Consider the following 12,227-nt stretch of genomic DNA (forward strand, 5'->3'; position numbering starts at 1 on the left):
CTTTATGCTGTTTTTCGCAATTCTAGTATATCAGATGAACGTGTCTTTTGTGTTGCACTTCATTTTACAACAGGGCGCTTTTTTTGTTTTAATTAATTCCCGAAAGTTGTGAGATGAATATAAGACAGAAAATTACAGAAAGCACAATCCCTATAATAGAGAGAATTTTTTCTGTCGTATAGTCTAGTCCAGACTCGTTTTGATTTAAAATAGCCAAGGCCAAACCTAAAATACCAAAAATAATACTTAACAATGGAAATATAAAGGCAAGAATAATAGATATGATACCCATAACAAATGAGGAATTGTTCTTTTCTTGCAATTTCTAGAACCCCCTTAACATTAATATCATTATATTATGATACATCAAGCATCTTTAGCAACATTTTCCTTGATCTTAATTCGTCTTGACTTTTCCATCCCAAGAATCCAAACCATAGGACAAGATATAGATATCTTTGTAACCCTGTTTTTTCAAGAAGAGGGCCGCATTGGTCACACGGGAACCACGACTGTTTTCATAGAGCAAGACCGGTTTATCCTTTCGAAGGGCAGCCAGGCTCACTTTTAATTGGTTGGATGGAATATTCCGAGCTCCTAAAATATGCTTAGCGTGGAATTCATTCGGATCACGCAGGTCCACTAATTGGCCTTTGCGAATCAATTCTTCAAACTCTACATTGTCCACAATTTTTGCTGCCCGACGGATACGGAAGTAATTGTAGCCCATCCAGCCGAACATACCAAATACAACTAACCAACCCAAAACATTTAATAGACTCACTTTTCTTTATCCTCTTCTAAATAACGTAATTCCTGTGTGTGTTCTCTACGTAAGACGGCTTCTGCTTCTAGATAATCCAATTTTTCCATCAGCCCAGCGTCATAGATCCTTTTCAATTCAATCTTCATCAATTCAATGTCGTAAAGTCGTTTTCCGATATAAATAATGATTCCAAATTTTTTCAGAAATTGTTGAACATCGTACAGGGTTTTCATGTGCTTATTCTATCAAATCTTTCAAGTATTTTCAAGATGGTCCCTGTTTTATTTACAGGAAAAATCTCCTCCAAAAAACGAGCCCCCCAAGCAAGGAAGGCTCGTTTGTTTAGTTTCAGATTACAAACCTGGTGCTTGGCCCAATTCAGCGGCAATCATCCAGATATGTTTTTCCAATTCAGCTTTTGCACCAACAAAGATATCGTTGGTCACGTCATCTCCTTCAGCATCTGTGATATCCAAGGCTTTTTGATAAAGACTTACCAAGTAGCGGAAGATAGAAAGGACACGTCCCAAACTTTCTTCCATAGAGCGTTCGAATGAACCTTTTTCTTCTTGGATGTTGCTATGTTCCAAGAACTCAACCATGCTAGCGTATGGGGCACCACCCAAGGTAATCAAGCGTTCACTCACTTCATCAAGAGTCGCATCCAAGCTTTCCATGTACTCATCCATTTTTGGATGCCATACGAGGAAGCCACGACCACGCATATACCAGTGTACTTGGTGCAAGGCAATATGAGCGACATAAAGGTCTGCCACCACTTGATTCAAAACCGCTTTTGTATCGGTTAAGCTCTTGCTTACTTCGCTAATAGTTGCAAATGTTGCTACGTCTTTTGCTGCTTCTTTTTTGATTGTTGTCATAAATGATTTCTCCTTTTTTAGAATTATTCTAATTTAGTTATATTATAATCCTTCTAATTAAGAAATGCAAGAGAAAATGCTCAAATAAGAAAAGTTAGAAAATTGTTTCATTTCTAATCCTCATTAGTCATCTTTTTTACGAATACTATAAGTATGATCAACTTCTATTTTTTTACAGTCGGCGCCTGTATGGCCTCCTTTTTAGGTCTCGTCATCGACCGTTTTCCAGAAAGCTCCATCATTCGTCCAAGAAGCCATTGCGACCAATGTCAACAGACCTTGGGATTTCTAGACTTGATCCCTATTCTTTCGCAATGCCTTTTTCAATTCCGTTGCCGCTACTGCCAGAGTTCCCTTCCTTACTGGTATACTCTTTTTGAAGCCTGGAGTGGTCTCCTCTTTTTGCTGTGCTACCAGGGTCTTCTTCCCATTCCTCATCTCCTGGTTCTTCTTGGCAGTTGCGTTTTAGCCATCTATGATTTGCGATCCATGGAGTACCCTCTCCTCCTCTGGCTAGTGCTTCACGCCCTTTGCCTGTTTTTCACCAGTCCTACCCTCTTGATGGGAGTCTTTCTCTTCTTAGGAGTCCTGTCAGCTGTTTACTCCATCGGCATTGGAGCAGGGGATTTTCTCTTGCTGGCTACTTTTTCTTTGACCCTCTCGGCCGTCCAAGTCCTCCTAGTCATGCAAGGGGCTTCCCTCATTGGCCTCCTAGTCTTTGTCTTTAAAAAAGAAAAAGACCGGATTCCTTTCGTTCCCTGTCTTTTTCTGAGTTATCATGCCTTACTGTTTTTTACAATGTTTAGCAGATAAGATTGCTTATTTTGTAGCTTTCGCTTCTAAATAATCGGCAATAGCAGCTACATCCTTGTCCCCACGTCCAGAAACATTGATGATGATAATCTTGTCTTTATCCAATTGTGGAGCACGTTTGACAGCTTCTGCAATCGCATGTGAACTTTCAATAGCTGGGAGGATCCCTTCTGTCTTACTGAGGAGAAGAAGAGCTTGAACCGCTTCATCATCTGTCGCTGCCACATATTCGACGCGACCAGAATCTTTAAAGAAGGCATGTTCTGGTCCAACTCCTGGGTAGTCCAAACCAGCAGAAATCGAGTAAACCGGCGCTACTTTTCCATCTTCGCCAAAGACAGCGTAGGTCTTCATCCCATCGACAACTCCTACAGTCCCCTTGGTCATGGTCGCTGCGTGCTGGTCTGTGTCCAAGCCATGACCAGCTGCTTCAACACCGACCAATTTGACTTCCTCATCGCCTACATATTGGGAGAAGGCACCGATGGCATTGGATCCACCACCGACACAGGCAATCACATAGTCTGGCAAACGGCCTTCTTTTTCCAAGATTTGACGTTTAGACTCTTCACTGATCACTTTTTGAAATTCATGCACAATGGTTGGGTAAGGGTGAGGGCCAACAGCAGAACCCAAGACATAAAAAGCATCTAAATCTGCCATCCATGCTCCAAAAGCAGCATCTACAGCGTCTTTCAAGGTCTTAGTACCTGTTTCAACCGCATGGACGGTTGCCCCCATCATTTCCATGCGGAAGACATTGAGACGTTGGCGCTCCACGTCTTCTGCCCCCATGTAGACATCACAGGCCATACCAAACTTAGCTGCCGCAGCTGCTGTAGCCACACCATGTTGACCAGCTCCTGTTTCAGCAATCACGCGTGTTTTGCCCATGCGTTTAGCCAAGAGAATTTGCCCCAAGACGTTATTCAATTTATGAGAACCTAGGTGATTCAAGTCTTCGCGCTTCAAATAAATTTTCGCCCCACCTAAATGATCTGTCAAACTTTCCGCAAAGTAGAGCGGTGTTTCCCGTCCAGAATAATCTTTCAGATAATGTTTGTATTCTGCGATAAATTCTGGGTCATTTTTGTACTGTTCAAAAGTTGCCTCTAATTGATCGAGCAAGTTTTGAATAGGTTCTGGTACGAAAGATCCACCAAATTGTCCGAAATAGCCTTTTGTTTCTGTCATGATTGTGTCCTCTTTTCTATATCTTCAATCCTGTTTATGATCTTTTTTCTCTCTCGCTGGCCCTTTGAGCTGCAGTCTCACAGGGTCCTTTTGAGATACAAAAAAACTCACACAGAAAAATCTGTGTGAGGACGATTCGATACCGCGGTGCCACCTCCATTGTAGGAAAATAGTCTTTCCCCTACATCTCTGACCTGTCTAACAACAGGGTGCACGATAAGGTGTGCTCACCGAATTTTTATTGTTTCAAATTCATCATCATAAACGCATCAGCCCATTTCAAGATTCACCACTGCTTGTTCACAATCACCACAAGCTCCCTGGAAGTGAGAAAATCCCTACTTTTCTGATGTCTTGAAGCTATTATAGCTTCCTGCCTACAGTTTGTCAACCCAAAATTTGAAATCGTCTTCAATCGTTCGGATTTTGTACCAAACTAAGATAGGTTGTCCTTACTTATAGAAGCTTGCAGCCATTTAAAACACAGATAGGCTAGGTAGCCTCCCAGGGTATTGGTCCACAGATCATCTATCTCAAACACCCGATTGAAATCAAATAAAAGGTCTAGGACAATCTGACTGAGCTCGATCCACACACTCATCCCTAGACTAAAGAAAAGGACGCGTTTCCGAGTGCCTAGCCAAGGCCAGAGCCACAGCAGTTGAAAGACCAAAGGAGATAAGAGAAAGATATTGGCTATATTCTGTACAAACACCTTGATCAGCTGGAGCAGACTGGTCACTTGACCTAGGTTGATGAGAGAATTAAAGGGAATCAGTAATACGACTACACGACCAAAATGTTGAATCCCAGGTGTTTCCATCCCTGGTTCAGGTCGCTGGGGAAGAAAACACATGAGGCAGAGCAGGACAAAATAGAAGAAACTGCCACCTAGTAGCAGTTGTCTTCCTTTTTTTGTTAATTGCCCTTCTTCTATCAGCCAGTTGTTACGGTTGAGCTTCTTCAACAATGGCTTTCTCCCGGTCTCTCTTCATCGTATTAGAACGCAATTGTCCACAAGCGGCATCGATATCTGTTCCATGCTCTTGACGAACCACGCAGTTGACTCCATTTTTCTTCAAGGTGTCATAGAAGGCCATCACTCGCTCTCTTGGACTCCGGCTATATTGGTCATGCTCACTAACTGGGTTGTAAGGGATCAAGTTGACATAAGATAGCTTCTTGATCTTTTTGAGGAGTTCTGCCAATTCCAAGGCTTGCTCGACACCATCATTGACTTCGTTGAGCATGATGTACTCGAAGGTCACCCGACGGTTGGTCGTTTCGATATAGTACTCAATGGCCGCAAATAATTTCTCAATCGGGAAGGCCCGGTTGATTTTCATGATGCTAGAACGCAAGTCATTGTTTGGAGCATGAAGGGATACTGCCAAGTTGACCTGAACCCCTTCATTGGCAAAGTCACGAATCTTATGAGCCAAGCCAGACGTTGAAACGGTAATATGACGGGCACCGATAGCCAGCCCCTTGTCATCATTAACCGTACGGACAAAGCTTAAGACATTCTTGTAGTTGTCAAACGGCTCACCAATTCCCATCACAACGATATGGCTGACACGTTCATCTTGTCCACGTTCGTCAAAGTATTTTTGAACCAACATGATTTGGGCAACGATTTCCCCGCTGTTCAAATCGCGTTGCTTCTTGATCAAACCAGATGCACAGAAGGTACAGCCGATGTTGCACCCTACCTGAGTGGTGACACAGACTGACAAGCCATAATGTTGACGCATCAAAACTGTCTCGATCAACATGCCATCTGGCAATTCAAAGAGGTATTTAACAGTCCCATCTGCCGACTCTTGAACGATTCGTTGTTTCAAAGGATTGATCACGAACTGGTCGTTCAAGGTTTCAATCAAGTCCTTCGATAGGTTGGTCATTTCTTCAAATGACTGGACGCGTTTCCGATAGAGCCATTCCCAGATTTGGGTCGCTCGAAATTTCTTTTCACCATTTTCTTCTGCCCACTCGATCAGTTCTTGTCGAGTCAAGCCATAAATTGAAGGTTTCATCTTATCTCTTTTCTCTCTTTACTTTTGACGGATGACAAAATGGCGTTCTTGCTCACCCTGTGCATCTTTTTTTCTAGACCGCTGACGGTTCTTTTTCTTTGGTTGAGAAGTCTTTTGTTTTTGCTCTTGTTCACGTTCCCGTGTCTGATTTTTAGAGCGATTCCGGCGATTTTGACGACCGCCACGCTTAGCAGAACGATTCCCCTCTTCCTGTTGTTTAGGAGAAGATTTCTTGTCAAAGGATGCTCGACGAGGTTCTGCATTTTCTAAGACAAAATAAGCACAGCCATAGCTACAGTATTCTAATAAATAATCTTCCAGACGGCTGATTTTCTCTGCATCTGTGACAGGACGATCATCTTTATAGAAGCCACGTAGGCGCAACTGTTCATTGCTCCAATCACCGACAATGTAATCAAATTTGGTCAAAACCTCTGAAAAACGCTGACCAAAGACCGTCGCATCAAAGGCATCATTCTGATTCTCAACCAGCTCAAATGTCAATTGTTCTGCTAGCACTTGACTGCCAACCAGACGAAATTCCGGTCCGGGATATTTATTGTAATTAAATAATTCAGGGGATATTTCTTTGCGCATAGCCTTCCTTTATTCATACCTTTAGTTGTAACACTTTATTTTATCATAAATCCCTATCTTTAGATAGAATTTCAACGGAAAAGAGAAAATCTGTAAAAAGTCTGACGATTTAATTTATCTCTTCTTCCTGTCACATTATAAAAAGCAGGCTTTTTCAAAGCCTGCTCAGATGGAAAATAAAGTCTTCTGAAAAACTTTCCTTAGGTGAGTACGGACGTCAGCGAACTTCGTAGAAGTTCCATGACTAATTATTGAGCCTAAGGTCTCAATAATTCCGTGTGCCTGAAACAATTGCGTTTCAGGCACTTTTCTCACGGCGGAAAGTTTTTAGATGACTTCGTCTTCAATCTAAAACAAAGAAGGCAATCTTTGTCTCTATGAATATTCATTGCCGGATGGAAGAGGCAAATAAAGAGTGATTTTCGTATAGCTATTGGCCTTAGAATCAATCTCCATATGATAGGCTTCACCAAATTGAAGATGCAATCGTTGGTCCACATTTTTCAAGCCAACACCTCCTAAACGAAGAAGGGTTTGGTCTGTTGACTCTGATTGGTCAAACCCTCGTCCATTGTCAAAAATCGATACGCAGGCGGAGTCTCCACTGACTTCAGTCGTCACTCGAATGAGACCTGGCCGATTGATCTCTTTAATGCCATGATAAATCGCATTTTCCACTAAGGGTTGAAGCACTAATTTGGGGAGCTGATAGTCGCCCAACTGTTCATCTTCTAGAATTTCATAATTGAGCTTTTCACCATAACGTTGCTTCTGAATGAAAAGATACTGGCGTACATGGTCAATTTCATCTCTCAGTAGGATTTGTTCCTGGCCTTGGTTGAGAGCCAGTCGAAAATATTGAGCCAGAGACTTGGTGATATCGACTACGCGCCGACTATCATTAAACTCCGCCATCCAGACAATCGTATCCAAGGTATTATAGAGGAAATGCGGATTAATCTGAGCCGAAAGTGCCCGCAACTCGTAACGCCGTGCGTTCTGGTCCTCTTCCTTAACCTGTTGCATGAGGTTATCGATTTGGTCCAACATGGCATTAAAAGTTTGAGCGAGGTCCACCAATTCTGGAGATCCTTTGGCTGCAGCTCTCACGTGAGCATCTCCTGCTCCAATCCTCAAAATGATAGCCTGAAGGTCTCGTAAGGGTTTGATCCACAAACGCAGAACAAAGCCGATCCCTATTAAACACATGATCAAAGCTAGTAATCCTAGACCAATGAAAGAGTATAGGAGCTGCGACTGAAGCATCTGAAGTCCTTCAAGTGAAGCCACTCCAATCAAGGTCCAATCACTATTTGGAATCGGAACCTGATAGATAAAATTCTGCCCTCCTTTTGCATAACCATCTTTCACAGCAATATAGGGCTGCATGGCCTGCATTTCTTGGCTGGAGGAATAGACCGCCTTTTTAGGATGGTAGACAAACTCATGCTTTTGATTAATGATAAAACTAAAGCCTTGTTTCCCTAGTTGAAGGTGATCCAAGTAAGCCTGAAGGCTATCGTAGCCAATATCCAAGCGTACTACTCCGAGATTTTGGCCAGTCTGATCGACCACTTCTTGGGTAATAGAAACCACCCATTTTTCTTTTTCCGAGGTCAAGGATTCCTTTCGAGCTGGCGTCAAGACCGGCATGGCTCTTTCCTTAATCGCCTCTTGATACCAACTTTCATTCATCATATCTGAAGAAGTCTGCATGCTGATTTTGGTATCTGTCGCTACCAGACGTCCGTCCTTAGTCACCAGGACTGCTGAGACCAGGTCCGGATCCGTTTCAATCATCGTTCGCATCAAGTGCTGAACCGTTTCTTGATCCGCACTCCTATCTTGGGCAAATTGGCGAACAGCCTGTTCCTTGCTAAGCACCGTTGTGGTCTGCTTTAATTTTTTTAGATAAGAGGTTATAAACTGACTGCTTTGATCGATACTATTTCTTGTCGTCCGCTCCGTTAGCTGGCGGATCGTCCCTGAGCTCGTTTGATAATAGAGGCTACCGATAAGACCAAACAGCAAGAGAATGAAGAGAAAAAAGTAGAGGACCAGCTGGATCAGCAAAGGATATCGTTTCATTCATGCTCTCCTTTTTTGTACTGCCTTGGCGTCACCCCAACAACCTGCTTAAAGCGTTGAGAAAAATAGTTCATATCTTCAAAACCAACCTGATCGGCGATCTCATAAATCTTTAAATCTGTCGTGAGAAGCAAGAGCCGAGCCTTCTTCATTCGCTCCTGGATAAGGTATTCTTGAAAGGGAAGTCCCAATTTTTTCTTGATCAATACACTTAGATAAGAGGGACTGAAACCAAGTTGATAGGCCAAATCCTTCAGGGTTAACTGGGAATCTGCTAAACGAGCATGAATAGCTTCTTCCAAGTCTGTCGAATAACCATGACTGACCAAATCTTCGACTTGTGCCTTTTTTCGCTCTTGATCGAGTTTTCCTTTCACCTTTGCTAACATCTCTTCAATATCATCTTTTGAAAAAGGCTTCAGCAAATAATCATCTGCACCTAACTTGATGGCTTTCCTTGCAAACTCAAAGTCATCATAACCTGTCAAAAAAATGATATGACAAGACGGAGACTGCTCTTTGACGAGATGGGCCAGATCCAAGCCATTCATTTGTGGCATATTGATATCGGTTAGAAGGATATCAGCTGGTTGATCTTGAAACTTCTCCCAGGCCTCACGGCCATTTTCTGCCTGGTTGATGACGGTCATTCCAAACTGTTCATAATCCACTAAGGAAGTCAGTCCCTGCCGGATAAGCTCTTCATCTTCCACAATCATGATCGCATACATGTCTTTCACCTACTTGTCTTTGCTATGCTTATTATAGCAAATTGTGGTTCCAAATGTCTCAGACATAGTCCAATAAATAACCGTAGCCCTTTTCCACCATCTCTGCTTTAGGGATAAATTTGATTGACAAGCTATTGATGCAGTAACGAAGGCCGCCTTTTTCCTTGGGACCATCGGTAAAAACATGGCCCAGATGGGAATTTCCCACACGGCTCCGAACTTCTGTCCGAGTCATATTGAAACTCTTATCCTCCTTATAGATTGCCACATCAGGACTAATAGGACGACTGAAACTTGGCCAACCACAACCAGAATCAAATTTATCCTTAGAGGAAAAGAGTGGCTCACCGGTCACGACATCTACATAAATACCGGCATCAAACTGATCCCAGTAACGATTGGAGAAGGCTCGTTCGGTATCATTTTTTTGTGTCACCGCATACTCTTCAGGAGATAACTTCTTTTTGATTTCCTCATCGCTTGGCTTAGAGTAGCGACTAGCATCAATAACAGGATAAGAAGCCTGATTGACATCGATATGGCAGTACCCATTCGGATGTTTCTTTAGATAATCCTGGTGGTAGTCCTCAGCCTTGATGAAATTGCTCAGTTCCTCTTTTTCCACTGCTAACGGTTTGTCGTATTTTTTTGCTACCTCTTCAAAGACTTGGTTAATGGTTGGAAGGTCTTCTTGGGAGACATAATAGACACCTGTTCGGTATTGAGTCCCTTGATCATTTCCTTGACGATTCTTCGACGTTGGATCAATAATCCGGAAATAGTGTAGAAGCAGTTCTTTCAAGGAAACCTTCTTGACATTATAGGTGATGTGTACCGTTTCAGCATGCCCTGTTTGCTTGACCAGTTCATACTTGGTGGTATCCCCTTTTCCATTGGCATAACCTGATTCGGCATCAATGACACCCGGAACACGGGAAAAATACTCTTCCACACCCCAGAAGCAACCACCAGCTAGATAGATTTCTCGTTGGTCTTCTGGATTGACTTTTTCTTCCTTCTTTTTGTTTGCTACTGGTGTCTGACTCATGGACGCTTTTTTGATCTGCTCAGTCGTCGTATCTGATGTATCCAAGGCCATGGATCCTTTGATAAGGAAAAAGATTCCAAAACAAAATAGCCCCACTAAAAGAATGGAAATGAGTTTCCATTTTGTTTCCATTTTATGTCCTCCTTACTTCATTTCTTTTAGAGTCTGGACGATGTCTTCCTTGCTCATATAACCGATATGGGTCTTAGCGAGAGTTCCATCGCTCGCAATAAAGAGAGCAGATGGATAAGAGCGAATCCCATACTCTTTGAGCAAGTCGCCCTTACTGTCCATCAAGACTGGGAAATCCTTGTAATCCAAAGACTGGTACCAGTTTTTGAAATCTGCTTCCGATTTTTCACCATTAAAGGTTGGAGCTACAACGGATAAGACCACATAATCCTTACCCTCCTCTGCCTTTGCTAAATCATTTGTGTCGCCTAATGTTGAAAGACAGATTGAGCACCAGGAAGCCCAAAATTTGAGGTAAACTTTCTTTCCCTTGTAATCTGATAAGCGGTAGGTCTTACCGTCTACTCCTTGCAGGTTAAACTCTTGAACCTTCTTTCCAGCTTGCTCTGAAGATCCCGTTTTGGCTGTCTGCTTAGTCTCACTTTTGTTGGATGATGCCATTCCTTGGTTAGAGCAAGCCCCTAACAATCCTACACAGAAAATTCCTGTCGCTACTAAGGCTATTTTTTTCATGTCTTCCTCCTCTTTAAATAGGGAGAAAGTCGCCCAAGCAGACGACCTCCTCTTCCTATTGTCCTTTATTGGTCTGATTTCATATCAGATGATCCACTCTTTTCATCTTTCATTTCTGAATCGCTGGATTTCATCTCATCTTCTTTCATATCGTCCTTCATTTCAGAACTGCTATCAGACATCATAGATGAATCTTTCATGTCTTCTTTTTTCATTTTATCATCGGACATGGATGAATCCTTCATGTCATCCTTCTTCATATCGTCCTTCTTCATCATACTACTATCGTCCGTTTTTTTCATGTCTGAATCTGATTTCTGTCCAGAACAAGCTGCTAAAGTGACAAGGCTAAGTGTAGCAATGGTAAGTGTAAGAATTTTTTTCATGATTTTTCTCCTTTAATCATTCAAGATTAGTGAAACAGGGATGCGAGGCTATTAAGATTTCCTAGCATCAGCAAGATGCCCATCAAGATGATGAGGGCACCACCAATTTTTTTCAAGGTTCCCATATGGGGCTTGAGTTTAGCAAAATGTTGTAGAACCCAGCTAGAAGCTAGAGCCAAGACTAAGAAGGGTAGCGCCAAGCCCAATGTATAGACCAGCATCAGGAGAGCACCTTGTAAAGCCCCATCTCCTCCAGAAGCGGCAATGGCTAAAACAGAGCTCAAAACTGGTCCGACACAAGGGGTCCAACCAAAACTGAAGGTGACCCCTATCAGAAAGGCATTGAAGAATTCATTGCGTTTTTCGTCCTTCTTCAGTTGGATACTCTTTTGTTTTTGGAGTTGCTGAAGATTGATGAGGCCCATCTGATGGATTCCCAATAAGATGACAATCCCTCCTAGTAGGTAACGGAACCAGGGAGCATAGAGTACCTGACCAAGGGCACCTGCACCATAACCTAGGATAAGAAATACGGTTGATAGACCAGCAATAAAACAGAGGGTCTTGACCAAACCATACCAAGAAATGTCTCTTCCAAAAATTCGAACCGTCTTCACGCGTTCATAATCCAATAGAATCCCTACATAGACTGGCATCAGTGGCAAAATACACGGGGAGAAAAAGGATAGAACTCCCGCTAAGAATACTGAAATGGAAAACAAACTGGTTTGAATCATTTCACTACCTCCCTTTCTTTCTGATACCAGTATAAAGAAAAAATCCCTCTAAAAATAGAGAGATTGATAAGCAAAAACTTGAATTTAATTAGAAGGTGAATATTCCCCTCTGCTAACACGATGTCATACGTTCAAGTACGAAATTTGTCAAACAAGCTACTTTAATTCTTTTGATAAATTGCAAGAATAAGTGCAACATTTACTTGAACTCATCCTCTAGAGCTTCACAAGCAGTTCTGTAAGCT

General features: G+C 42.3%; 15 protein-coding genes and 1 other annotated feature. Of the genes, 1 reads left to right on the forward strand and 14 read right to left on the reverse strand.

The window, feature by feature from the left end; genetic code table 11:
• Nucleotides 1–88 precede the first annotated feature (88 nt).
• The 4 genes from K1J10_RS09025 to K1J10_RS09040 all read right to left on the reverse strand — a co-directional run bounded on the left by K1J10_RS09025 (nt 89) and on the right by K1J10_RS09040 (nt 1,647).
• Nucleotides 89–322 (reverse strand): hypothetical protein, encoded by a 234-nt coding sequence (locus K1J10_RS09025; RefSeq protein WP_135781857.1) that lies wholly within the window; start codon nt 320–322, stop codon nt 89–91.
• A gap of 75 nt (nt 323–397) precedes the next feature.
• Nucleotides 398–742, reverse strand: coding sequence for a rhodanese-like domain-containing protein (locus K1J10_RS09030; RefSeq protein WP_048687808.1), 345 nt, complete (start codon nt 740–742; stop codon nt 398–400).
• Between the two features lie 38 nt (nt 743–780).
• Nucleotides 781–999 carry a YqgQ family protein gene (locus K1J10_RS09035; protein ID WP_135781856.1) on the reverse strand — a complete coding sequence of 73 codons (219 nt, stop codon included), beginning with the start codon at nt 997–999 and terminating at the stop codon, nt 781–783.
• 120 nt (nt 1,000–1,119) lie between these two features.
• Nucleotides 1,120–1,647 (reverse strand): Dps family protein, encoded by a 528-nt coding sequence (locus K1J10_RS09040; RefSeq protein ID WP_129268598.1) that lies wholly within the window; start codon nt 1,645–1,647, stop codon nt 1,120–1,122.
• A 153-nt stretch (nt 1,648–1,800) separates the two neighbouring features.
• Between K1J10_RS09040 and K1J10_RS09045 the strand changes: the two genes are divergently transcribed.
• Entirely contained in the window at nt 1,801–2,460 is a 660-nt protein-coding gene (locus tag K1J10_RS09045; protein ID WP_061563669.1) for a prepilin peptidase, read from the forward strand.
• A 6-nt stretch (nt 2,461–2,466) separates the two neighbouring features.
• Here K1J10_RS09045 and trpB read toward each other — a convergent pair whose 3' ends face one another.
• The 10 genes from trpB to ccdA2 form a co-directional block, all read right to left on the reverse strand.
• Nucleotides 2,467–3,654, reverse strand: a complete 1,188-nt coding sequence (gene trpB, locus K1J10_RS09050; protein WP_048687733.1) for a tryptophan synthase subunit beta — start codon at nt 3,652–3,654, stop codon at nt 2,467–2,469.
• 124 nt (nt 3,655–3,778) lie between these two features.
• Nucleotides 3,779–4,013 (reverse strand) — a binding site (T-box leader).
• A 77-nt stretch (nt 4,014–4,090) separates the two neighbouring features.
• On the reverse strand, nt 4,091–4,624 hold the full coding sequence (locus K1J10_RS09055) for a VanZ family protein (protein ID WP_223356945.1): 534 nt from the start codon (nt 4,622–4,624) through the stop codon (nt 4,091–4,093).
• Nucleotides 4,602–5,690, reverse strand: coding sequence for a 23S rRNA (adenine(2503)-C(2))-methyltransferase RlmN (gene rlmN / locus K1J10_RS09060; RefSeq protein ID WP_006596799.1), 1,089 nt, complete (start codon nt 5,688–5,690; stop codon nt 4,602–4,604). The genes K1J10_RS09055 and rlmN overlap by 23 nt, the downstream gene beginning before the upstream one ends.
• An 18-nt stretch (nt 5,691–5,708) precedes the next feature.
• On the reverse strand, nt 5,709–6,287 hold the full coding sequence (locus K1J10_RS09065; protein ID WP_223356947.1) for a YutD family protein: 579 nt from the start codon (nt 6,285–6,287) through the stop codon (nt 5,709–5,711).
• A gap of 375 nt (nt 6,288–6,662) precedes the next feature.
• Nucleotides 6,663–8,375 carry a cache domain-containing sensor histidine kinase gene (locus K1J10_RS09070; protein WP_223356949.1) on the reverse strand — a complete coding sequence of 571 codons (1,713 nt, stop codon included), beginning with the start codon at nt 8,373–8,375 and terminating at the stop codon, nt 6,663–6,665.
• Nucleotides 8,372–9,106, reverse strand: a complete 735-nt coding sequence (locus tag K1J10_RS09075) for a response regulator transcription factor (protein ID WP_048715808.1) — start codon at nt 9,104–9,106, stop codon at nt 8,372–8,374. The genes K1J10_RS09070 and K1J10_RS09075 overlap by 4 nt, the downstream gene beginning before the upstream one ends.
• Before the next feature lie 58 nt (nt 9,107–9,164).
• A complete protein-coding gene (gene msrB, locus K1J10_RS09080; protein ID WP_223356952.1) occupies nt 9,165–10,286 on the reverse strand; it encodes a peptide-methionine (R)-S-oxide reductase MsrB in 1,122 nt (373 codons plus the stop codon).
• A 12-nt stretch (nt 10,287–10,298) separates the two neighbouring features.
• Nucleotides 10,299–10,859, reverse strand: a complete 561-nt coding sequence (locus K1J10_RS09085) for a redoxin family protein (RefSeq protein WP_223356954.1) — start codon at nt 10,857–10,859, stop codon at nt 10,299–10,301.
• 65 nt (nt 10,860–10,924) lie between these two features.
• The gene (locus tag K1J10_RS09090; protein WP_223356956.1) at nt 10,925–11,245 is read right to left on the reverse strand and encodes a hypothetical protein; all 321 of its coding nucleotides are present in this window, start codon (nt 11,243–11,245) and stop codon (nt 10,925–10,927) included.
• Between the two features lie 26 nt (nt 11,246–11,271).
• Nucleotides 11,272–11,982 (reverse strand): thiol-disulfide oxidoreductase-associated membrane protein CcdA2, encoded by a 711-nt coding sequence (ccdA2, locus tag K1J10_RS09095; protein WP_223356958.1) that lies wholly within the window; start codon nt 11,980–11,982, stop codon nt 11,272–11,274.
• Nucleotides 11,983–12,227: the final 245 nt, after the last annotated feature.

Origin of the sequence: Streptococcus australis (assembly GCF_019930045.1) — a bacterium.
GTDB lineage: Bacteria > Bacillota > Bacilli > Lactobacillales > Streptococcaceae > Streptococcus > Streptococcus australis_D.

Bases quoted from the DNA above. Each gene is read 5' to 3' on its own strand.
- K1J10_RS09030 (WP_048687808.1), bottom strand. From the start codon at position 742: ATGTTCGGCTGGATGGGCTACAATTACTTCCGTATCCGTCGGGCAGCA.
- K1J10_RS09035 (WP_135781856.1), bottom strand. From the start codon at position 999: ATGAAAACCCTGTACGATGTTCAACAATTTCTGAAAAAATTTGGAATC.
- K1J10_RS09040 (WP_129268598.1), bottom strand. From the start codon at position 1,647: ATGACAACAATCAAAAAAGAAGCAGCAAAAGACGTAGCAACATTTGCA.
- K1J10_RS09045 (WP_061563669.1), top strand. From the start codon at position 1,801: ATGATCAACTTCTATTTTTTTACAGTCGGCGCCTGTATGGCCTCCTTT.
- trpB (WP_048687733.1), bottom strand. From the start codon at position 3,654: ATGACAGAAACAAAAGGCTATTTCGGACAATTTGGTGGATCTTTCGTA.
- rlmN (WP_006596799.1), bottom strand. From the start codon at position 5,690: ATGAAACCTTCAATTTATGGCTTGACTCGACAAGAACTGATCGAGTGG.
- K1J10_RS09065 (WP_223356947.1), bottom strand. From the start codon at position 6,287: ATGCGCAAAGAAATATCCCCTGAATTATTTAATTACAATAAATATCCC.
- K1J10_RS09070 (WP_223356949.1), bottom strand. From the start codon at position 8,375: ATGAAACGATATCCTTTGCTGATCCAGCTGGTCCTCTACTTTTTTCTC.
- K1J10_RS09075 (WP_048715808.1), bottom strand. From the start codon at position 9,106: ATGTATGCGATCATGATTGTGGAAGATGAAGAGCTTATCCGGCAGGGA.
- msrB (WP_223356952.1), bottom strand. From the start codon at position 10,286: ATGGAAACAAAATGGAAACTCATTTCCATTCTTTTAGTGGGGCTATTT.
- K1J10_RS09085 (WP_223356954.1), bottom strand. From the start codon at position 10,859: ATGAAAAAAATAGCCTTAGTAGCGACAGGAATTTTCTGTGTAGGATTG.
- K1J10_RS09090 (WP_223356956.1), bottom strand. From the start codon at position 11,245: ATGAAAAAAATTCTTACACTTACCATTGCTACACTTAGCCTTGTCACT.
- ccdA2 (WP_223356958.1), bottom strand. From the start codon at position 11,982: ATGATTCAAACCAGTTTGTTTTCCATTTCAGTATTCTTAGCGGGAGTT.